Source organism: Microbacterium paraoxydans (assembly GCF_019056515.1).
GTDB lineage: Bacteria > Actinomycetota > Actinomycetes > Actinomycetales > Microbacteriaceae > Microbacterium.
Map to the genome: position 1 here is coordinate 2,641,152 of NZ_CP064873.1, position 19,843 is coordinate 2,660,994.

General features: G+C 69.9%; 21 protein-coding genes. 5 read left to right on the top strand and 16 right to left on the bottom strand.

Features of this window, described 5'->3' with window-relative positions; all coding sequences use genetic code 11:
* Positions 1 to 79 precede the first annotated feature (79 nt).
* From aceA to IZR02_RS12900, 3 genes are all read left to right on the top strand, one after another.
* Positions 80 to 1,405 (top strand): isocitrate lyase, encoded by a 1,326-nt coding sequence (gene aceA, locus IZR02_RS12890; protein ID WP_062765136.1) that lies wholly within the window; start codon positions 80 to 82, stop codon positions 1,403 to 1,405.
* A gap of 108 nt (positions 1,406 to 1,513) precedes the next feature.
* Positions 1,514 to 3,148 carry a malate synthase A gene (gene aceB, locus IZR02_RS12895; RefSeq protein ID WP_062765140.1) on the top strand — a complete coding sequence of 545 codons (1,635 nt, stop codon included), beginning with the start codon at positions 1,514 to 1,516 and terminating at the stop codon, positions 3,146 to 3,148.
* 89 nt (positions 3,149 to 3,237) lie between these two features.
* Positions 3,238 to 3,669 (top strand): hypothetical protein, encoded by a 432-nt coding sequence (locus IZR02_RS12900; RefSeq protein WP_062765144.1) that lies wholly within the window; start codon positions 3,238 to 3,240, stop codon positions 3,667 to 3,669.
* 16 nt (positions 3,670 to 3,685) lie between these two features.
* Here the strand turns inward: IZR02_RS12900 and IZR02_RS12905 are convergent, their stop codons facing one another.
* The gene (locus IZR02_RS12905; protein ID WP_029989076.1) at positions 3,686 to 4,204 is read right to left on the bottom strand and encodes an Lrp/AsnC family transcriptional regulator; all 519 of its coding nucleotides are present in this window, start codon (positions 4,202 to 4,204) and stop codon (positions 3,686 to 3,688) included.
* A gap of 106 nt (positions 4,205 to 4,310) precedes the next feature.
* Between IZR02_RS12905 and ald the strand changes: the two genes are divergently transcribed.
* Both ald and IZR02_RS12915 read left to right on the top strand, forming a co-directional pair.
* Positions 4,311 to 5,405, top strand: a complete 1,095-nt coding sequence (gene ald, locus IZR02_RS12910) for an alanine dehydrogenase (protein WP_062765147.1) — start codon at positions 4,311 to 4,313, stop codon at positions 5,403 to 5,405.
* Between the two features lie 81 nt (positions 5,406 to 5,486).
* A complete protein-coding gene (locus IZR02_RS12915) occupies positions 5,487 to 6,689 on the top strand; it encodes a pyridoxal phosphate-dependent aminotransferase (protein WP_062765151.1) in 1,203 nt (400 codons plus the stop codon).
* A gap of 93 nt (positions 6,690 to 6,782) precedes the next feature.
* Here the strand turns inward: IZR02_RS12915 and IZR02_RS12920 are convergent, their stop codons facing one another.
* The 15 genes from IZR02_RS12920 to IZR02_RS12990 form a co-directional block, all read right to left on the bottom strand.
* Positions 6,783 to 7,184, bottom strand: a complete 402-nt coding sequence (locus IZR02_RS12920; protein ID WP_217316496.1) for a VOC family protein — start codon at positions 7,182 to 7,184, stop codon at positions 6,783 to 6,785.
* 93 nt (positions 7,185 to 7,277) lie between these two features.
* Positions 7,278 to 8,699 (bottom strand): GntP family transporter, encoded by a 1,422-nt coding sequence (locus tag IZR02_RS12925; RefSeq protein ID WP_217316497.1) that lies wholly within the window; start codon positions 8,697 to 8,699, stop codon positions 7,278 to 7,280.
* A gap of 39 nt (positions 8,700 to 8,738) precedes the next feature.
* A complete protein-coding gene (locus tag IZR02_RS12930; RefSeq protein WP_217316498.1) occupies positions 8,739 to 9,629 on the bottom strand; it encodes an NAD(P)-dependent oxidoreductase in 891 nt (296 codons plus the stop codon).
* Positions 9,626 to 11,053 (bottom strand): four-carbon acid sugar kinase family protein, encoded by a 1,428-nt coding sequence (locus IZR02_RS12935; protein ID WP_217316499.1) that lies wholly within the window; start codon positions 11,051 to 11,053, stop codon positions 9,626 to 9,628. Before IZR02_RS12935 ends, IZR02_RS12930 begins: the two co-directional genes overlap by 4 nt.
* A 136-nt stretch (positions 11,054 to 11,189) precedes the next feature.
* The gene (locus IZR02_RS12940; protein ID WP_217316500.1) at positions 11,190 to 11,900 is read right to left on the bottom strand and encodes a FadR/GntR family transcriptional regulator; all 711 of its coding nucleotides are present in this window, start codon (positions 11,898 to 11,900) and stop codon (positions 11,190 to 11,192) included.
* A complete protein-coding gene (locus IZR02_RS12945; protein WP_062765170.1) occupies positions 11,897 to 13,027 on the bottom strand; it encodes a UDP-N-acetylmuramate dehydrogenase in 1,131 nt (376 codons plus the stop codon). Before IZR02_RS12945 ends, IZR02_RS12940 begins: the two co-directional genes overlap by 4 nt.
* Entirely contained in the window at positions 13,024 to 13,428 is a 405-nt protein-coding gene (locus IZR02_RS12950) for a MaoC/PaaZ C-terminal domain-containing protein (RefSeq protein WP_062765173.1), read from the bottom strand. The genes IZR02_RS12945 and IZR02_RS12950 overlap by 4 nt, the downstream gene beginning before the upstream one ends.
* Positions 13,425 to 13,880 (bottom strand): FAS1-like dehydratase domain-containing protein, encoded by a 456-nt coding sequence (locus tag IZR02_RS12955; protein WP_062632842.1) that lies wholly within the window; start codon positions 13,878 to 13,880, stop codon positions 13,425 to 13,427. Before IZR02_RS12955 ends, IZR02_RS12950 begins: the two co-directional genes overlap by 4 nt.
* Before the next feature lie 93 nt (positions 13,881 to 13,973).
* Positions 13,974 to 14,711 (bottom strand): GntR family transcriptional regulator, encoded by a 738-nt coding sequence (locus tag IZR02_RS12960; RefSeq protein WP_217316501.1) that lies wholly within the window; start codon positions 14,709 to 14,711, stop codon positions 13,974 to 13,976.
* Positions 14,712 to 14,725: 14 nt separating this feature from the next.
* Positions 14,726 to 15,640, bottom strand: a complete 915-nt coding sequence (locus IZR02_RS12965) for a PfkB family carbohydrate kinase (RefSeq protein ID WP_082758402.1) — start codon at positions 15,638 to 15,640, stop codon at positions 14,726 to 14,728.
* The gene (locus tag IZR02_RS12970) at positions 15,637 to 16,479 is read right to left on the bottom strand and encodes a carbohydrate ABC transporter permease (RefSeq protein ID WP_062765183.1); all 843 of its coding nucleotides are present in this window, start codon (positions 16,477 to 16,479) and stop codon (positions 15,637 to 15,639) included. Before IZR02_RS12970 ends, IZR02_RS12965 begins: the two co-directional genes overlap by 4 nt.
* A 1-nt stretch (position 16,480) precedes the next feature.
* Complete coding sequence (locus IZR02_RS12975) at positions 16,481 to 17,362, bottom strand: carbohydrate ABC transporter permease (RefSeq protein WP_217316502.1); 882 nt, start codon at positions 17,360 to 17,362, stop codon at positions 16,481 to 16,483.
* A 65-nt stretch (positions 17,363 to 17,427) separates the two neighbouring features.
* Positions 17,428 to 17,628 (bottom strand): hypothetical protein, encoded by a 201-nt coding sequence (locus tag IZR02_RS17930; protein WP_254385364.1) that lies wholly within the window; start codon positions 17,626 to 17,628, stop codon positions 17,428 to 17,430.
* A 158-nt stretch (positions 17,629 to 17,786) separates the two neighbouring features.
* A complete protein-coding gene (locus tag IZR02_RS12985) occupies positions 17,787 to 18,710 on the bottom strand; it encodes an ABC transporter substrate-binding protein (protein ID WP_217316503.1) in 924 nt (307 codons plus the stop codon).
* A 19-nt stretch (positions 18,711 to 18,729) separates the two neighbouring features.
* On the bottom strand, positions 18,730 to 19,734 hold the full coding sequence (locus IZR02_RS12990) for an SIS domain-containing protein (RefSeq protein ID WP_217316504.1): 1,005 nt from the start codon (positions 19,732 to 19,734) through the stop codon (positions 18,730 to 18,732).
* Positions 19,735 to 19,843 lie beyond the last annotated feature (109 nt).

Here is a 19,843-nt window from a genome sequence, read left to right on the forward strand (position 1 = left end):
GCGAGGGAGAGCGGGAAACTTCACACAGAGTGGAGGCACGCCATCGGCACCGACGCCGATTCCCATCCGAGGAGACACCATGACGAACACCGCAGCGACCCCCACCCCGCGCCCCGCCGGCCTGCGCGCCGGAGACCAGGTCCAGACGGCCGCGGAGCTTCAGGAGATCTGGGACACCGACCCGCGGTGGGACGGCGTCGAGCGCACCTACTCCGCGGAGGACGTCATCCGCATCCGCGGCTCGGTCCGCGAGGACGCCACCCTCGCCCACCGCGGGGCGGAGAACCTCTGGAACCTCCTGCACACGGAGGACTACATCCGGGCTCTCGGCGCCTACACCGGAGGCCAGGCCGTGCAGCAGGTGCGCGCCGGGCTGAAGGCCATCTACCTCTCCGGCTGGCAGGTCGCCGCGGACGGCAACCTCGCCGGACAGACCTACCCCGATCAGTCGCTCTACCCCGCGAACTCGGTCCCGGCGGTCGTGCGCCGCATCAACAACGCCCTGCTCCGGCAGGACCAGCTCGAGCACGCCGAGGGTGAGATCACGCAGGACTGGCTCGCGCCCATCGTCGCCGACGCCGAGGCCGGATTCGGCGGACCGCTGAACGCCTACGAGCTCGCGCAGTCCCTCATCCAGGCCGGCGCCGCGGCCATCCACTGGGAGGACCAGCTGGCGAGCGAGAAGAAGTGCGGCCACCTCGGCGGGAAGGTGCTCGTGCCCACGCAGCAGCACATCCGCACGCTGAACGCGGCCCGTCTCGCGGCGGACGTCGCCGGCGTGCCGACCGTCATCATCGCCCGCACCGACGCCCTCGCCGCCGATCTGCTCACGAGCGACGTCGACGAGCGCGACCGGGAGTTCACCACCGGCGAGCGCACGTCCGAGGGCTTCTACCGGATCCGCCCGGGCATCGAGTCGGTCATCAGCCGCGGCCTCGCGTTCGCCCCCTATGCCGACCTGCTCTGGGTCGAGACCGGGGAGCCGGACATCGCGCTGGCCCGGGAGTTCGCCGCGGCGATCCACGCACAGTTCCCCGGTAAGCTCCTGGCCTACAACTGCTCGCCGAGCTTCAACTGGAAGCGCCACCTGTCGGACGCCGAGATCGCGACGTTCCAGCAGGAGCTGGCAGACCTGGGCTACAAGTTCCAGTTCATCACCCTGGCCGGGTTCCACGCCCTGAACCACTCCATGTTCGACCTCGCCCGCGGTTACGCCGAGCGCGCCATGAGCGCCTACGTCGAGCTGCAGGAAGCCGAGTTCGCCGCCGAGGCCGGCGGCTACACCGCCACCAAGCACCAGCGCGAGGCGGGCACCGGTTACTTCGACGTCATCTCCACCGCGCTCAACCCCGACAGCGCGACCCTCGCCCTGGCCGGCTCCACCGAGACCGCCCAGTTCCACTGATTCTCCCCCGAGACCCCCGGTTCTCGTCGAGACCCCGCCCCGCACACGCCGGGAGCCCGGGGTCTCGACGACAACCCGGGGGCTCGGCACAAGTCAAAGGACACGATCATGACCACCGCACCGATGCAGACGACCCGACAGGGACCCGCGATCGAGATCGCCGGGCCCATGCGCGACCGTTACGACGAGATCCTCACCCCGGAGGCGCTCGCCTTCCTCACCGAGCTCCACCACCGATTCGCCTCCCGCCGCCATGACCGGCTGGCCGACCGGATGCGTCGCCGCTTCGAGATCGGCAACGGGCACGACCCCCAGTTCCGCGAGGACACCGCGCACATCCGTCAGGACTCCACGTGGCGGGTCGCCGGCGCCGGCCCCGGGCTCGAGGACCGCCGCGTCGAGATCACCGGACCCACCGACCCGAAGATGACGATCAACGCCCTCAACTCCGGGGCTCGCGTCTGGCTCGCCGACCAGGAGGACGCCACGAGCCCCACCTGGAAGAACGTCATCGAGGGGCAGCTGTCCCTGCGCGACGCGATCCGCGGCGAGCTCGCCTTCACCTCTCCCGAGGGCAAGGAGTACCGCGTCACCGCCGAGCGCACCCCCACCATCGTGATGCGCCCGCGCGGGTGGCACCTGCCGGAGAAGCACCTCTCCTTCATCGACCGCGCCGGCCGCCGCACCTCGGCTTCCGGATCGCTGGTCGACTTCGGCCTCTACTTCCTGCACAACGCGCAGGCGCTGATCGAGGGCGGACGCGGACCGTACTTCTACATCGCGAAGCTCGAGTCCAGCGAAGAGGCCAAGCTGTGGGACGACGTGTTCTCCTTCAGCGAGGAGTACATCGGCATCCCGCACGGCACCATCCGCGCGACCGTGCTCATCGAGACGCTGCCCGCCGCGTTCGAGATGGACGAGATCCTGTACGAGCTGCGCGACCACTGCGCGGGCCTGAACGCCGGGCGCTGGGACTACATCTTCTCCATCATCAAGAACTACCGCGGCCGCGGCGCCCGCTTCGTGCTCCCCGACCGCAGCGAGGTCACGATGACGGTGCCGTTCATGCGGGCCTACACCGAGCTGCTCGTGCAGACGTGCCACAAGCGCGGAGCCTTCGCCATCGGCGGCATGAGCGCGTTCATCCCGAACCGCCGCGACCCCGAGGTGACGGCACGCGCGGTCGAGAAGGTGTCGGCCGACAAGAAGCGCGAGGCCGGCGACGGCTTCGACGGCACCTGGGTCGCCCATCCGGACCTGATCCCGACGGCGCAGGCCGAGTTCGACGCCGTGCTCGGAGACCGCCCGAACCAGATCGACCGTCAGCGTGACGACGTGCACGTGGAGGCGCGCGACCTGCTCGACCTGCACATCGGTCGGCCGATCACGGCGCAGGGCGTGCGGGACAACGTCTCGGTGGCCATCCGCTACCTGGAGGCCTGGCTGCGCGGGCTCGGCGCCGTGGCGATCGACAACCTCATGGAGGATGCCGCGACCGCGGAGATCAGCCGCTCGCAGGTGTGGCAGTGGATCCACCAGGACCGCACCACGCAGGACGGCACGCCCATCACGGTCGAGTACGTCGAGGGGCTGATCGGCGAGGTGCTGGACGAGGTCGAGCGACGCGAAGGCGACCGCTTCGACGACGCCGCCGAGATCTTCCGCGAGGTCGCCCTCCGCGAGGAGTTCCCGACGTTCCTCACCCTGGGCGCCTACAGCCGGTTCCTGGTCGACGAGGACTGACGATGCCGGGATGCCGCGGGCCGCGAGGTCCGCGGCATCCTCTCGTCCCACCCGGCCCGCACGCTCCCTGCCGGGCGTAGCCTGGAGCCATGAGCGCCGTATGGAGCAGCATCGCCGAGGAGTTCCTGCACCTCTATCCGCGGGGGCGACGGCTGGTCGCGGTCGCCGGGGCCGACGCCGAGCGTTCTCGCGCGGCCGCGGATGGCCTGGCCGCCGCTCTCACCGCCGCCGGCCAGACCGTCGAGCGCGCGCACACCGCCGACGGGGAGGAGGCCGCCCTCCGCGCCGACGTCGTGGGGCCGTTCCGCGCCACCGACAGCGACGCCGTGCTCCTCGTGTCCGGACCGGGCGCGATCGTGTCGCCGAGCGTACGCGGGATGTGGAACTACGTCCTCTGGCAACTCGCGGGAGACGAGCCCCCGCACACCGCGGCGAACGCCCTGGTCGACGTGACCGATCCGGCCCATCCCGCCCGGCGTTTCGCCGACTACTGCGCCGTCCCCTCCTCGTTCGAGACCTGAGTCGCCGCGCGCCGACTCAGTGGAACGACGCGGCGACCGAGTTGCGGTGGTAGTCGAACACGATGCTCGTGCGGGTCGATGCCACGCTGCTCTGCGCGGACAGGTGCTCGAGCACGAACTCGCGCATCTCCGATGAGTCGGCGACCGCGATGTGCAGGAGGAAATCGTCGTCCCCGCCGAGGAAGAACACCTGGATCACCTGCGGCAGGGCACGCACGCGGTCCGCGAACTCCACGATGCTCTCCCGCCGGGCGGCCGGGCGCAGGCTGACGCCGATGATCGCCTGGAGTCCGGCGCCGAGCTCGCGTTCGTCGACGCTCGCGTGGAACCCGGTGATGACCCCGCGCTCGATCAGCCCGCGCAGGCGTGCGTGCGCCGTCGACGGGGCGACTCCCAGTCGTCCGGCCAGCTCGGCGTTCGTCATCCTCCCGTCGGCGGTGAGGAGCTGTACGATCCGCGCGTCGGTGGGGTCGAGCGCGGGGGCCCGAACGCTGTTCGGCTCGGATGACGCGGCGGCGGTGGTCATACGAAGCATTATTCAGGATTCGAGCCTTCACCGAAGAGTCTTCATCGAATCTGTCGATGTCTCGACGTTTCTGCGATCCTTGTCTGCACCCTGCGCCCCGACACCTGGAGGATCGATGAAGATCGGCGTCCCGACCGAAGTCAAGAACAACGAGAACCGCGTCGCCCTCACCCCGGCCGGCGCCGATCGGCTCGTGCGGGAAGGGCACCGCGTGCTCGTGCAGTCGGGAGCCGGCGTCGGGTCGAGCATCGATGACGACGCGTACCGCGCGGCCGGTGCCGAGATCGTCGCGACCGCCGCCGACGCGTGGGGCGAGGCCGACCTCCTCATCAAGGTCAAGGAGCCCGTGGCCGAGGAGTACGGCTTCCTCCGTCCCGACCTCACGCTCTTCACCTACCTCCACCTCGCGGCCGATCGCCCGCTGACCGAGGCGCTCGTCGCGGCCGGCACGACCGCCGTCGCCTACGAGACCGTGCAGCTGCCGGATCGCACCCTGCCGCTGCTCGTGCCGATGAGCGAGATCGCCGGCCGCCTCTCCGTCATCATGGGGTCCCACTCGCTGCTGCGCTCGCAGGGCGGCCGCGGCATGCTGCTGGGTGGCATCGCCGGCACCCCGCGGGCGAAGACCGTGGTGATCGGCGGCGGCGTCGCGGGCGAGCACGCCGCCGCGAACGCGCTCGGACTCGGCTCCAAGGTCACCGTCGTCGACGTGGCGCTCCCCCGCCTGCGCGAGCTCGAACACCGCTACGGCGGTGCTCTGGAGACGCGCGCCTCCAGCCGGTACGACATCGCCGAGGAGCTGACGACGGCGGATCTCGTCATCGGATCCGTCCTGATCCCCGGCGCCGCGGCCCCCAAGCTCGTGACCGACGACATGGTCGCGGCCATGAAGCCGGGGTCCGTGCTCGTCGACATCGCGATCGATCAGGGCGGCTGCTTCGAGGGCTCCCGTCCGACCACGCACGATGACCCGACCTTCGCGGTGCACGACTCGATCTACTACTGCGTCGCGAACATGCCGGGCGCCGTTCCGACGACCGCGACCCGGGCGCTGACGAACGCCACCCTCCCCTACGTCTCGGCGATCGCGGCCAAGGGCTGGGAGCGGGCGGCCTCCGACGAGGCTGCCCTCGCGAAGGGGCTCAACGTGCAGGGGGGACGCATCACCCTGGACGCCGTCGCCCAGGCGCACGGCCTCACGACCGACTGACCTGCCGAACCCTAAAGAACCTCGGATCTTGGCGTCATCCCACACCTCCCCCGCCGTATCGACCCGAGTACGCTCGTAACCGTGACCGAACGCGCTCCTCTCTCCCGCAAGCTGTCCGCCATCGCCGAGTCCGCGACCCTCAAGGTCGACGCCAAGGCCAAGGCCCTCAAGGCCGAGGGCAAGCCCGTCATCTCGTATGCCGCGGGCGAGCCCGACTTCGCCACGCCGCAGTTCATCGTGGATGCGGCGGCCGAGGCACTGGCCGACCCCGCGAGCTACCGGTACACCCCCGCTCCCGGGCTGCCGGCGCTGCGCGAGGCGATCGCCGCCAAGACGCTCCGCGACTCCGGGCTCGAGGTCTCCCCCGGCCAGATCATCGTCACCAACGGCGGCAAGCAGTCGGTGTACCAGGCGTTCCAGGCCGTCGTGAACCCCGGCGACGAGGTGCTGCTGCCGGCCCCGTACTGGACGACCTACCCGGAGGCGATCCGTCTCGCGGACGGCACGCCCGTCGAGGTCTTCGCCGGCGCCGACCAGGAGTACAAGGTGACCGTCGAGCAGCTCGAGGCCGCCCGGACCGACCGCACGACGGTCCTCGTGTTCGTGTCGCCGTCGAACCCCACCGGCTCGGTGTACACGGCCGAGGAGACGAAGGCCATGGGCGAGTGGGCGGTGGAGCACGGCATCTGGATCATCAGCGACGAGATCTACCAGAACCTCACCTACGAGGGCGTCAAGGCGACCTCGATCGTGGAGGCCGTGCCGGAGGCCGCGAACCAGACGATCCTCGTCAACGGGGTCGCCAAGACCTACGCGATGACCGGCTGGCGCGTGGGCTGGATGGTGGGTCCGGCCGACGCCATCAAGATCGCCGGCAACCTGCAGTCGCACCTCACGAGCAACGTGAACAACGTCGCGCAGAAGGCGGCGATCGCGGCGCTCAACGGTCCGCAGGACGAGGCCGAGAAGATGCGCGAGGCCTTCGACCGCCGCCGCCAGCTCATCGTGTCGGAGCTGTCGAAGATCGACGGACTCGTGGTCCCGAACCCGCTCGGCGCGTTCTACGTCTACCCCGACGTGCAGGGCCTGCTCGGTCGCACCTGGGGTGGCGTGACCCCGACCACCTCGCTGGAGCTCGCCGACCTCATCCTCGACCAGGCCGAGGTCGCGGTCGTCCCCGGCGAGGCGTTCGGTCCGTCGGGCTACATCCGCATGTCGTACGCGCTCGGTGACGACCAGCTCCTCGAGGGCGTGCAGCGCCTCCAGCGTCTGTTCTCCTCCTGACCCGAGACCCCGCTTTACCGCCGAGACCCCCTCGTACCTGCGCAGGTTCGAGGGGGTCTCGGCGTGAACGCGGGGTTTCGGCGAGGGAGGCGGTCAGTCCTCGGGGTGGAAGCCGATCAGCCAGCGGATGCCGTAGCGGTCCACCAGCGTGCCGTCGAAATCTCCCCACGGGCGCTGTTGCAGCGGGTCGATGACGCGGCCGCCGGCGGAAAGCTCGTCGTACCAGCGGGTCAGCGTTCCGGGGGCGGCGGTGCCGAGGAGCGAGAGGAACATCCCGCTCATCTGGACCGCGTCGTCATCGGCTCCCGCGTCGGCCCCGGCGAGTTCGACCAGCCCGCTGAGCTGTCCGTGCGCGACGGCATCGCCCGGACCGTCGTGACGACCCGCGCTCGCGTAGTCCATCAGCTGGAGGTCGCCGCCGAAGACGTCGCGGTAGTGGCCGAGCGCTTCTGCGGCATTGCCGGGGAACAGCAGGTACGGGATCAGTCCGCTCATCCCGCGAGCGTAGTCCGCCGTGGCCCCGGTCACCACCCGCCGGAGACGACGAACGGCCGCCACCCGGAGGCGACGGCCGTTCGTGCGGACGGGTCAGGAGACGGGGATCACCGCGTAGAGGATCCAGGTCAACGCGAAGCCGGTCACGCCGAGCACCGTCGTGAGCGGCGTCCAGGTGCGCAGGCCGTCCTTCACCGAGAGGCCGAGGTACCGCGTGACCACCCAGAATCCGGAGTCGTTCACGTGGCTGAGACCGAGGCCGCCGTAGCCGATGGCGACCGCGAGCAGCGCGGTGTGCACGGTGTCGAGTCCCATCGCGGAGACCGACGGCAGCAGGAGCCCCGCGGTGGTGGCGATCGCGACGGTGGCGGACCCCTGGGCGGCACGCATGATGAGGGAGATGAGGAAGGCCGCGAGCAGCAGGGGCATCCCGCTGGACGCGAGCACCTCGGCGACCGCTCCACCGATCCCGGTCTCGGTCAGGACGCGGCCGAAGGCGCCACCGGCACCGGTCACGAGGATGATGACCGCGGCGGCCGGCAGCGCCGACTCCATGACCTCGCCCAGGTGGGCGGCGGACCAGCCGCGGCGCACGCCGAGCAGGTACATCGCGGCGGCGATCGCGACCATGAGCGCGAAGATCGGCTGGCCGACCATGCTGAGGAACCCATTCCAGAACGTGCCCGCCTCGAACAGCGGCGCGACCGCGGTGCCGAGCATGATGAGCACGAGCGGCAGGAGGATGAGGCCGAGGACGGTGCCGGCGCCCGGCGCCTTCTCGCCCTCGCCGAGTCCGCCGGTGAGCGTCGACTTCTCCGTCCCGAAGTTGTCGTACATCTCCTTCGTGGCCGCGAGCATCGCGAACTCGCGGGTGTTGATCCACTTCGCCACTAGGTAGGACAGCACGCCGAGCGGCACGGAGATCGCGAGGGAGAAGATCGTGACCCAGCCGATGTCGGCACCGAGGATCGCCGAACCGCCGACGATGCCCGGGTGCGGAGGCACCGCGACGTGCACGGCGAGCATGATGCCCGCGACCGGCAGGCCGAACTTGATCGGGTTGAGACCGGCCACCTTCGAGAAGGCGAACACGATGGGGATGAGGATGATGAAGCCGGCGTCGAAGAACACCGGGATCGCCAGGATGCCGGCGGCGATGACGAGCGCGATGCCGACGCGCTTCGGGCCCAGCCAGCTGGTGAAGCGTCCGGCGAGCGACTCGGCGCCGCCGGACAGCTCGATGATCTTGCCGAGCATCGAGCCGAGGGCGACGAGCACGGCCACCGAGCCCAGCGTGCCGCCGACACCGGCGATGATCGCCTGGATGACGCCGAGCTGCTCGGGGGTGTCACCGTCGGCGGGGATCGTGGTCAGCGGCAGGCCTGCCGCGATGCCGACGATGATCGACACGAGGATGAGGGCGTAGAACGCCTGCATCTTGAACCGGATGATGAGCAGGAGCAGCAGGCCGAGGCCTGCCAGGCCGATCAGGATGAGGATCGGAAGAGGAAGCATCTCTGGATCTCTTCTTTCAGTGAGGGCGCGACGTCGCGCTCAGGACAGCCGTTCGGGTGCGACGACGCGGATGACGGCGGAGTCGTCCAGGGCGCCGAGGCCCTGCGCTTCGCCGAGGAGGAACAGCTGCTCGGCCGCGGCGGCGACCGGCGTGGACAGGTGCGCCCGGCGGGCGGCGTCGCCGACGATGCCGAGGTCCTTGACGAAGATGTCGAGGCGGCTGAGCACCTCGGCGCCGTCCTCGTCGTAGGCCCGCAGGGCGCGCGGACCGCGGTTGCCGAGCATGAAGGAATTCGCGGCACCGGCCGTCAGCGCGTCCAGCGTGCGGGCGCGGTCCAGTCCGAGGGCGTCGGCGAGCGCGAGCGCCTCCGCGGCCGCGGCGATGTGCACGCCGCAGAGGAGCTGGTTGACGGTCTTCAGCGCCTGGCCGTCCCCGGGCTTGTCGCCGACGATGGACAGCGTCGAGGCGAGCTGGTCGAGCACGGGCCGCGCGGTCTCCAGAGCGGTCGGGGTGGCGCCGACGACGATGAGGAGGTCGCCCTCCCCGGCACGGACCGGCCCTCCGGACAGGGGAGCGTCGACGAGCTGCGCACCGTGCGCGGCGAGCTGGGCGGCGATCGCATCGATGCCGTCCGTGCCCACCGTGCTGGTGAGGATCACGACCGCCCCGTCGGCGAGGTGCGGGGCGAGCCCGTCCTCACCGAAGAGCAGCGCCTCGAGCTGCGCGCCGGTGCGGACGGCGACGAGCACCGCGTCGGCACCGTCCACGGCGTCGGCCGCGGACGCCGCCGGCGTGACACCCGCCTCTGCGGCGAGGGCGACGCGCTCGGCGGCGATGTCGAAGCCGCGCACCGCGAAGCGCTCGGCGAGGCGGGTGGCCATCGGCAGCCCCATGGCGCCGAGTCCGATGACAGCGACGGTGGATGTCATGAGTGTCCTTCCGTGTTGTTTCCATCGTCGCCTGCGAGCGTGGCGACGACCGTGACGAGGGAGTCCGCGTCGCCGACGTTGCCGGCGAACACGACGTACGGGATGCCGACCGCGGGGCCGGTCTCCGGCTGCCACAGCGAGACGAGGCCGGGCAGCATCGGACCGAGCACGGTGGCCCGGCGGATCTCGAGGGCCTCGCTCGCGACATCGCTGGAGGTGATTCCGCCCTTCGCGATGACGAAGCGGGGCGGAGCGATGGCGAGCACCCGACGCACGAGCTCGACCACACCGCTGGAGATGCGGCGGGCGATCGCGAGGCTCTCGTCGCCGTCGGCGCCCGTGATGAGTTCGCGGGTGGTGTGCACGATCACGGTCCCCGTGGCGAGCGCTTCGGCGACGGCGTGCGCCTGCGTCTCGAGATGGGACTCGCGGGCGGGGCCGACGAGGGCGCGCACGTCGAGTTCGACCGTGCGGGTGCGGGGCCGCGCCGCCGTGAGGGCTTCGAGCTGGGCGGTGGTGAGCGGCACGTGGCTGCCGACGACCACGAGACCGCCGCGATCGTGCGCGAAGGGGATGTCCTCCGCCCGCACCGGCTCGGCGATCTCCTGTCCGATGTGCGCGCGCACGTAGGGCGGACCGACTCGGAGGAGCACGTCGCGGTCCCGCAGGCGGTGCAGCGCGAGCGCGACGACGCGCATGTCCGATTCCTCGACCACGTCGACCACGACGACCGTGCCGTCGGCCAGCGCCTCAAGGAAGCCGGCCACGGCGTCCACCCCGGCGCGGATGGTGCGGATGTCGAGACCCGCGACCGCAGACGCCGGAATGCGTCCGCCGGTCTTCTCGGCGACCCACTCGCGCAGGTCGGAAGAGGCGTAGCCGAAGGTCGCGTCCGCCGCGAAAGGCGTCTCGCCGACCGGGGTGGCCTCGCCGTCGGTCACCCAGTAGTGCACAGAGTCGACCGTGATGCGCCCGGCGTCCGGGAATGCGGGGACGAGCAGGGTCAGCGCGGGGGCGTGGCCGGTGCGGGATCCGATCTCCGCGGAGAGGACGTCGGTCTCGAGCGGGAAGTGGCCGCGCAGCGTCGAGTCGCCCCGGGAGACGAACGTCACGCGCCGCCCCTGGGCCTCGGCGGCGGCGAGGGCCACGTCGACGATCTCGCGATTGCGGGCGGCCGCGGCCTCCTCGTCGAGGGACCGGGTGTTCGTGAGCACATAGACGGCGGCGGCACCGGTCGCGAGCGCCTCGTCCAGGTCGGCGCGCTCCCATCGGGTGAGGACCGGGAGGTTCGCGACCGACTGCGTGCCGGTGGGGTCGTCGTCGAGGACGAGGAGCACGTCGGCGGGGTCGACCTCGGTGCGGACGTCGGCCGCGGTGACGGCGACGGGTGCAGGCAGGGGGGCCAGCAGGTCGTCGATGTGCACACGAACTCCTTCGTTCCGGAAGATGGCCCGTGGTGGGGGCCACGGGCCTGGGGAATCTGCATCGTTATCCGATATCAGATAACGACGAGCGTACCCCAGGATCACCGTCCCTCCAAACCGACGGAGAGCGTGCTGCTCAGCGACCGTGGACGTAGTGCAGCAGGTCGTCGCGGGTCTGGCGCATGTGGCTGCGCATGGCCTGGCGGGCAGCCGCACCGGACCCTGTCCGCATCGCGTCCAGCACCGCCGCGTGCTCGGCCAGCGCGTGCTCCCGGATGTCCGGGATGGCACTCGTCTCGCTGCGGGTCGCCTGCAGCATCGTCGTCAGCGGGCGCATCGAGGCCACGAGGATGCGGTTCTCCGCCGCGCGGATGATCACATCGTGGAAGGCGAGGTCCGCGGCCACGAAGGCGTCCACGTCGGCCCGCTCGTGCGCCGCCTGCATCTCCTCGAGGAGCGCGGCCATCTCGGCGAGGTGCTCCTCGGTGCGCCGCCCCGCCGCGAACTCGGCCGCCCCGGTCTCGAACATCATGCGCATCTCGAGCATCTCCAGCGAGGAGCGCTCTCGGGCGCCCGCGCTCTGGGCGTGCCGGACGACCGCGTCGAGGCCCGTCCACTCGTCGGTCGGCGCGATGCGGTGTCGGGTGCCGGGCACCGCGATGATCACGCCCTGCGCCTGCAGGAGGCGGACGCCCTCGCGCATCGTGAGGCGGGAGACCCCGAACTGCTCGGCGAGCTCCCCCTCGGGCGGCAGCGGCTGTCCGGCCTCGAGCCGACCCGCGATGATGGCGTCGAGCAGTCCGTCCACGACGGCCTGCGTCCGCGACACCCGCTCGAGCTTCGTCACAGGTCGACGCCCACCAGAACGGGTTCCGGCTGCAGCACCAGACCGAACTCGGCGTGCACACGGTGCTGGATGAAACGGGCGAGCTCGGCGACCTCGGCCGCCGTGGCGCCGCCCCGGTTGGTCAGGGCCAGGGCGTGCTTGGTCGAGACGGACGCCCGCGAGCGGGGCAGCTTGAACCCCTTGCGGATGCCCGCCTGCTCGATCAGCCAGGCGGCGCTCACCTTCACGTCCGGGGCCTCGGTCTTCGTCGGCGGCACGTGTCCGTCGTAGGAGGCGAGGGGGATGACGGTCACGGCGTCGAGGTCGGGGGCGACCGGCCAGCGCGGGCACTCCGGCGGGAGGGACCGGGCCTGCGCGGCCGTGACGATCGCGTTCTGGAAGAAGGAGCCGACCCCGTGCGTGTCCGGGTCGTCGGCGTCGAGCAGCATGCCCTTCGATGCGCGCGTGGCGAGGATGCGCTCTCGGACCCATGTCAGCGGCACCGGGGTGTCGTCGGTCAGACCGAGAGCGCGTCGCAGCTGCTCCCCGCGGACCACGCGTTCGCGGGCGACGAGGAGATCGACCGTGAGGGACAGGATCACGGCCCGGCGCTGCGGCTCGCTCCCGTGATGGTGCTTGAGCACCGAAGTGCGGAATCCGAGCCCGAGCTCGGTCGCCGGAACAGTGGAGATCTCGCCGGAGTCCTCGTCGATCAGCTCGACCTCGACCAGGGTCTCCTGGATCTCCTGCCCGTAGGCGCCGATGTTCTGCACAGGCGCGGCGCCGACCGTGCCGGGGATGCCGCTCATGGCTTCGAGCCCGGCGTAGCCCCGCTCGACCGCGTACGACACCAGGTCGTCCCAGCCGTGTCCGGCCTGCGCGCGCAGGCGGATGCGGCCGGCGTGCGGCGACGGGAGCTCTTCGATGCCGCTCGTGCGGATGCGGATGACGGTGCCCTCGAACGGCTCGTCGCCGACGAAGAGGTTCGAGCCCCCGCCGAGCACCAGCCAGGGGTCGCCCTCCGCCCAGGTCTCCCGGAGAACCTCGACGAGCTCCGCCGTCGTCGTCGCCTCGCGCATGCGCGCGGGAGCGGCGCCGGTGCGGAGCGTGGTGAGCTCGGCCAGCCGGATCGGCTCGACGTCGCTCATCGGACGGCGACGCGCAGCTGCGCCTTGACGAGCACGGTGGTCTCGCCCGTCGTGACCTTGAGGTCGATGCGCGCGGACTCGTCGTCCACCGCGCCGACCGTCGCGACGACGTGCACGTCGGCGCCGGTCTCGGGATCGACCACCACGGGCTTCGTGAAGCGCACGCCGTAGTCGAGGATCCGGGTCTGCGGGTCGAGCGCGGCGACGACCACGGACGAGGCGATCCCCATGGTCAGCATGCCGTGCGCGAGCACGCCGGGAAGGCCCACCGCGGCGGCAACGTCGTCACGGTAGTGGATCGGGTTGAAGTCCCCGGAGGCGCCGGCGTAGCGGACGAGAGACTCCCTCGTCAGGTGCACGGTGCGCTCGGCCAGCACGTCTCCCACGGTGAACGCGCTCATGCGGCCTCCTCCTCGGCGCCCACGAGCAGCACGCTCGTGGCGGTGACGACATGCGCGCCCCCGTCGTCGGTGATCTCGGCCTCGCTCGTGATCATGGCGTTGCCGCCCATCATGCGGATGCCGGTGACGCGCAGCTGCGCCGTCAGCTCGTCTCCCGCGACGATCGGCCTGGTGTAGCGGAACCGCTGCTCGGCGTGGATGGTCCGGGCCAGGACGATGCCGGAATCCGGTTCGGCCAGCAGCTGCTGCAGCGTGAGGTCCTGCAGGACCATCGCGAAGGTCGGCGGCGCGACGACGTCGGCGAAGCCCGCCGCACGGGCCGCCTCGACGTCGGTGTGCTGGGGGGCGTCGGCGAAGACGGCGCGCGCGAACTCGCGCACCTTCTCCCGTCCGACGAGGTAGGGGGCGGTCGGCGGGAACTCCCGGCCGACGAGTTCTTGGTTCACTGCCACCCGTCGATCCTACCGAGGCACGCCGACAGTCCGGTCCGGGCGGGGCCGGCGGAAACCCGGACGATATGCGGCATCGCGAGACCCGGGCTGCCCTCACCCCTGGGAGCGAACCACCATGTTCAGCGTCATCCGACTCGGAACGACCTTCACCCGTGACGTGTGAACGACCTCACCAGCCCGGTCGAGTGCGCGCTTCCGGACGACGATGAGCGGATCGTGCTCCGGGCGGGCCAGCCACTCCGCGGTCTGCGCGGTCGTGAAGCCGACGTCGATCTCGCGGTACATCTCCGAGAACTCGACGCCGTACACGTCGCGGAGCACCTGATACGTGGAGGTGTCGTGGTCGATGTGCCGATCGAAATCCGGGAAGCGCGTCAGAGAATACCGGCTGTCGTCGATGGAGAGCGGGACGCCGTCGAGAGCGAAGACGCGTACCAGCCGGAACACCGGGTCGCCGACGGGGACGCCGAGGCGGCGCGCGCGCTTCTCGTCGGCGGGGGTCGTCTCAGCGCGCATGATCCGTCGGGACTTGACCCCGTCTGCCACCACGGTGTCCGCGAAGCCACCGAGGGTCATGGCGCCGATCACCTCGCGTCGCGGAGCGACGAAGGTCCCACGGCCCTGCTGTCGACGCACGATGCCGAGACCCTCGAGGTCGGCCACCGCCCGCCGCACGGTGATCCGGCTGACACCGAAGCGCTCGCACAGCTCGGGTTCGGACGGAAGCCGCTCGCCTTCGGCATAGGTCCCGGCGTCGATCTCCCGCATCAGCAGGCTTCGCACCTGTTCGTGCAGCGGGGTCGAACCGACGGCTGACGACAGCTGAGTCACGTCGGAGTCCTCCTCTACGGCGCCGGGTATCGTCGCAGCATCTGCGCGCGTGCGTCGTCCCCCGCATGCACAGGGTATCCGAACGCCCCGCGCAACGTGCAGGCGAGCGCTCCGCTGACAGCGGCGATATCGAGGCTTTCGGCAAGATCGGCCCCGCCCGCCCGCGCCGCGAGGAAGCCGGTGAGGAAGGCGTCCCCGGCGCCGAGCGCATCGACGGCGTCGACCTCGCGGATACCGGTACGCCGCACGGAAGTGGCGTCGAAGCCGACAGAGCCGCGGGCACCCCGCGTCACCACGGCCGACCCCATACCGCAGGCTACGGCGAAGCGGCCGAGGGCGTCGATCTCGGAATCACTGCGGTGGCCGCCGGAGAAGAACCCCACGTCGACGTGCGGAGCTGTCGCCCGGATCACATCCGGCGACGCGTCGTCGGAATAGTCGTACGACACGCGGCTCCCCCGTTCCGCGATGGCCGGAAGCTCCGGCTCCAACGACGAGTAGACCGAGGTGTGCACGCGGTCGAAGCCGGAGAGGTACTCGTGATCGGCCTCACTCAGACGCAGCCGCAGCTCGGCCTGGACTCCCCCGCGGTTCGAGGCGACGAAGCGCCGGTCGCCGTCCTCGTCCAACGCGACGAAAGCCATGCCGTTCGCGCCGCGCACGCGTCTGATGCGGGCGCCGTCCACTCCGACCTCGTCGAGGACGCCCCGCACGTGGTCCGCGAAACGGTCGTCTCCCATGATCCCGACGAATCCGGCGGTGCCGCCGAAGAAGAGCCGGCTGTACGCGGCGACGTTCAGGGCGTTGCCCCCGGGGTAGGCCAGGTCCTCATGCAGATAGCAGTCGAGCACGTTGTCCCCGACGCCGACCAGCGAGGGCGGTGGGACCGCGGCGAGCGCATCCCGGAGCTGATCCGTATCCATCGTCATCCCTTCACACTCCCCGCCGCGACGCCGGCGACGAAGTACCGCTGCAGCGCGAGGAACACCACCACGATGGGCAGGGCCGCGATGGTCAATCCTGCCAGGAGCACACCCCACTCCGTGGAGAGGGAGTCGCGGAACGACATGAGTCCCGCGGGGATGGTGCGGAGCGCATCAGCGTCGATGTAGACGATCGCGAAGAGGAACTCATTCCAGGCGAAGTAACCGGTGAGGACGGCGGCGGTCGTCAGCACGGACGCGCTCAGCGGCAGGTAGACGTGCCGGAAGACGCCGAACGAGCGGCAGCCATCGATGGTCGCGGCGTCCTCGAGCTCGCGGGGGATGCCGAGGAAGACCGAACGGATGAGCAGGATCGCCATCGGCAGACGGAACGCCACATAAGGGAGGATCATCGCCCAGTACGTGTTCAGCAGTCCCATCGTGTCGAGAAGGCGGTAGAGCGGGATGAGGCTCACCTGCGGTGCCACCACCAGCCCGCCCATCGCCACGATCAGCACGACGTTCGCCACGCGGCTCGACAGCCTCACCATGCCGTAGGCGCACAGTGCCGCGAGTGCGACGGTCGCGGCGGTGGAGATGACCGTGACGATGACGGAGTTGAGGAAGTAGTCGGAGATCCCGCGATCCCAGGCGGCGGCATAGTTCTGGACGAGCCAGACCGACGGCAGCCCCCACGGATCGGCGAAGATCTCGGACGAGGACTTGAACGAAGAGATCACCATCCAGAGCAGGGGGTAGGCGATCACGACGGCGTAGACGGCCAGGATCACCTGGACCGGAGCACGGCGGATACGCTCCGCCGGACGAAGCCGGGTACTGCTCATGTCATTGCCTCCCGCTTCGGAACGAGACCATCTGCACGACGGACAGCACGAGCGTGATCACGAAGACCAGGCTCGCGATGGCCGAGGCGTAGCCCATCTCGTTCTGGAAGAAACCCTGGTTGTACATATAGGTCGCGAGGACCTGGGTGGTGTTTCCCGGACCGCCTTTGGTCAGGATGTAAGGCTCGTTGAACACCGTGAAAGCGCCGGAGACGGTGAGGATCATCGCGACGAAGATCATCTCCTTGGCCTGCGGGACGGTGATGCTGAAGAACTGGCGAACCCGTCCGGCGCCGTCCAGCGACGCGGCTTCGTAGTACTCCTCCGGGATCTGCTGCAGTGCGACGACGTAGAGCATGCAGACGTAGCCGATGCTCTGCCACTGGGAGACGCCGATGACCGCTCCCATCGCCGTGTCGACATCGGCGAGCCACGCCGTCTGCAGGCTGCCGAGTCCGATCGCCTCCAGCAGAGCGTTGAGGAGTCCGCCGCGGGCGTTGTACACGAACGTGAACAGCAGCGCGATCACGGTCATCGAGATCACGGCGGGCAGGAAGTACACGCTGCGCAGGAATGCGCCCATGCGCGGACCCAGCAGCCGGGTCAGCCAGGCGGCGATCACGAGGGCACCACCCACCTGGCACACGATCGAGACGATGGCGTACAGGATGTTGTTGCCCAGGGCCGTCGCGATGATCGGATCACCGAAGAGCCGCGCGAAGTTGTCGAGGCCGACGAAGCGCATCTCGCCGCTGCCGGCGCTGAAGGAGAAGAAGCCGAAGGCCGCATTGGCGACCAGCGGGTAGTACACGAACACCCCGATCAGGATGATCGCGGGAAGCACGTAGAGCAGGTTCGACCAGGCTCGAGAGCGTGTTCTCATCACGGTGTCTCTTCCGAAAGGTGGGAGGGGCCGCCGGCCGAGGATGCCGGCGGCCCCGGTGCGGATCAGGAGGCGTCGCGCACGCGCTTCGCGGCTTCCTGCACGGCGGCCATGACCCCCTCGGGGGTCTGCTGGCCGCTGAGCATCAGCTGAGTCTCGGACAGGTACGCCTGCACGATCTGCGGATCGTAGGCATTGTCGAGCCAGGTCGTCATCGCCGACGCGTCGACGATCCCCTTCGCGAGCTCCCGTGAGATCTCGGGCACGTCGGCCTCCTCCACGGCCCCCTTGACCGGGCTCAGCTCGCCCGCGCGTTCCGCATAGGCGATACCGCTCTGCTTGCTGAGCAGGAACTCGAGGAACCGCTGCGCCTCCTCGGGGTGCTCCGTAGTCTTCGAGATCGCGAAGCCCTCCGGCGCTCCGGTCAGCTCCGCCGGATCGCCCTTGCCCCCTCGACCGCAGGGAAATTGAACGTGCCGTACTCGAACTGCGCGTCGCCGAAGTACCCCACCTCGGCGCTCTGCATGTACATGATCGGCGCCTCCCCCGCGATCCAGGCGTTACGCGCGATCTCATGCCCGACGGCCGTGAGGTCGTCGTTCATGTACTCGGCGAGTTCCTGGAAGCGCTCCAGCGCCCGGACATACCCCTCGTCCGTGAACGCGCCGGTCGCCGGATCCTGATCCGCTGCGAACACCTCCGGATCGACGACACGCTGATTCAGCGTGCCGACGTAGTGCGCGATCGTCCACTGCTCCTGCGCACCGTACTCGATCGGGGTCATGCCGGCGTCCTGGATCGTCTCCAGGACGTCGATGAGCTCGTCCCACGTCGCCGGCGGCTCGAGGCCCAGCTCCTCGAACACGTCTTTGTTGTAGAAGAACAGCTTCGACTGCATCCCCACCGGCAGACCGTAGGAGGTGCCGTCGACCTCGAAGGCTTCCAACTGGCTCGGGTAGAAGCTGTCCCGGAAGTCCGTGTCCTCCTCGAGCCACGGCCCGAGATCGAGCAGGGCGTCGTTGGAGACGAGCTCGTCCACGAACGAGCCACTCCAGGTGAACAGGACGTCCGGAGCGTTGGCGGAGCCCGCGACGACCTTCACCTTGTCCTTGTAGGCGTCGTTGAGCACGCTCTCGACGGAGACCTTGATGTCGGGGTTCTCCTTCTCGAACTCCGCCACCATGTCGGTGTAGTACGAGTTCTTCGGCTCGTTGGGCCAGCGGTGGAAGAAGCTGATCTCCACCTGGCCGTCCGAGGCCTCGCTCTCGCCGCCGGCGCACGAGGCCAGGGGCAGGACGAGGGCGGCGGCGGCCGCAGCCGCCACGCCGATCCGGGCTGATGTTCGCATCGTTGCGATCCTTTCGTTCCTAGTACTCCATGCGCCACATGTAGCGGCGCACGCTGAGGGGGTGTCCTCGGTGGTCGGCGAGTGCATCCGCGTACGCGCGGAGCACGACGTTGAAGAGGAGGTGGGCGACGATGCCGCGCACCTCCGGAGCGACGACATCGAGGCCGAACTCCTGGGCGTCGAGGACGAGCACCCGATCCGAGTGCTTCGTGACGAAGTCCACCGCGCGCTGCTCGACGGACCGAGTCTCATCGAGTCCGAGCAGCGCGATGAACGGCACATCCTCCTCGGTGATCTCGAAGGGGCCGTGGAAGTACTCGCCGGCGTGGATGGCGGCGGAGTGCACCCACTGCATCTCCTGCAGCAGGCAGATGGCGAACGAGTACGCGGAGCCGTAGTTGGAGCCTGCCGCCATCGTGTAGATGAGGGGCTCGCGACGGTGGCGGTATCCCCAGGCATCGGCGGCTGCGGAGTGCGCTTCGCGCGCTGCCGGCACGAGGGTCGGCAGCTGGGCGACGGCCTCGTCGACCGCACCGGCGATGCCGGCCTGTTCACGGTCGTCCAGGATGCCGGCCGCCAAGCGCAGCAGCAGCGCGGGGCCGACGTGGGCCTCGCTCTTCCCCTCGCCGTGCTGATACGCCACCACGTGCTCCGATGCCTCGGCGAGCGGCGACGTCGGGTCGAACGTGAAGGCGACCGTGAGCGCACCGCGCTCACGTGCGTGCTTCGCCGCGGCGACCGTCTCCGGCGTGGTGCCGGAGTGCGAGCAGAGCACGACGAGGGTGTCGGCGTCGACGCGCGACGAGGCGCGGCTGGTGAACTCGGCAGCATTGAGTGCGGTCGCCTCGAGCGACACCGCCTTGGTGCCGAACAGGTACTCGATGGGCTGCATGACGGCAAAGGAGCCGCCGCAGGCGGTGAGCACGACGCGCGAGATGGTGTCTCGGGTCGCGATCGCCTGGCGGGCCGCAGCGAGCTGGTTCTCGATAGGGGCGGAGTCGACGAACAGAGCGGTGGCAGACAAGATGGTCCCTTCTGATGACCTTCGATCAAACATCATGACTCGTTATATGACGTCATGTGATGACTGACGATAGCGAGCGCAGCACCGCCTGTAAAGAGGCGCGGCGAAA

What these genes read in the sequence shown, in the direction of transcription:
- aceA (WP_062765136.1), top strand. Translation starts at nt 80, where the DNA reads ATGACGAACACCGCAGCGACCCCCACCCCGCGCCCCGCCGGCCTGCGC.
- aceB (WP_062765140.1), top strand. Translation starts at nt 1,514, where the DNA reads ATGACCACCGCACCGATGCAGACGACCCGACAGGGACCCGCGATCGAG.
- IZR02_RS12900 (WP_062765144.1), top strand. Translation starts at nt 3,238, where the DNA reads ATGAGCGCCGTATGGAGCAGCATCGCCGAGGAGTTCCTGCACCTCTAT.
- IZR02_RS12905 (WP_029989076.1), bottom strand. Translation starts at nt 4,204, where the DNA reads ATGCTTCGTATGACCACCGCCGCCGCGTCATCCGAGCCGAACAGCGTT.
- ald (WP_062765147.1), top strand. Translation starts at nt 4,311, where the DNA reads ATGAAGATCGGCGTCCCGACCGAAGTCAAGAACAACGAGAACCGCGTC.
- IZR02_RS12920 (WP_217316496.1), bottom strand. Translation starts at nt 7,184, where the DNA reads ATGAGCGGACTGATCCCGTACCTGCTGTTCCCCGGCAATGCCGCAGAA.
- IZR02_RS12925 (WP_217316497.1), bottom strand. Translation starts at nt 8,699, where the DNA reads ATGCTTCCTCTTCCGATCCTCATCCTGATCGGCCTGGCAGGCCTCGGC.
- IZR02_RS12930 (WP_217316498.1), bottom strand. Translation starts at nt 9,629, where the DNA reads ATGACATCCACCGTCGCTGTCATCGGACTCGGCGCCATGGGGCTGCCG.
- IZR02_RS12945 (WP_062765170.1), bottom strand. Translation starts at nt 13,027, where the DNA reads ATGAGCGACGTCGAGCCGATCCGGCTGGCCGAGCTCACCACGCTCCGC.
- IZR02_RS12950 (WP_062765173.1), bottom strand. Translation starts at nt 13,428, where the DNA reads ATGAGCGCGTTCACCGTGGGAGACGTGCTGGCCGAGCGCACCGTGCAC.
- IZR02_RS12965 (WP_082758402.1), bottom strand. Translation starts at nt 15,640, where the DNA reads ATGACGATGGATACGGATCAGCTCCGGGATGCGCTCGCCGCGGTCCCA.
- IZR02_RS12970 (WP_062765183.1), bottom strand. Translation starts at nt 16,479, where the DNA reads ATGAGCAGTACCCGGCTTCGTCCGGCGGAGCGTATCCGCCGTGCTCCG.
- IZR02_RS12975 (WP_217316502.1), bottom strand. Translation starts at nt 17,362, where the DNA reads ATGAGAACACGCTCTCGAGCCTGGTCGAACCTGCTCTACGTGCTTCCC.
- IZR02_RS12985 (WP_217316503.1), bottom strand. Translation starts at nt 18,710, where the DNA reads ATGCGAACATCAGCCCGGATCGGCGTGGCGGCTGCGGCCGCCGCCGCC.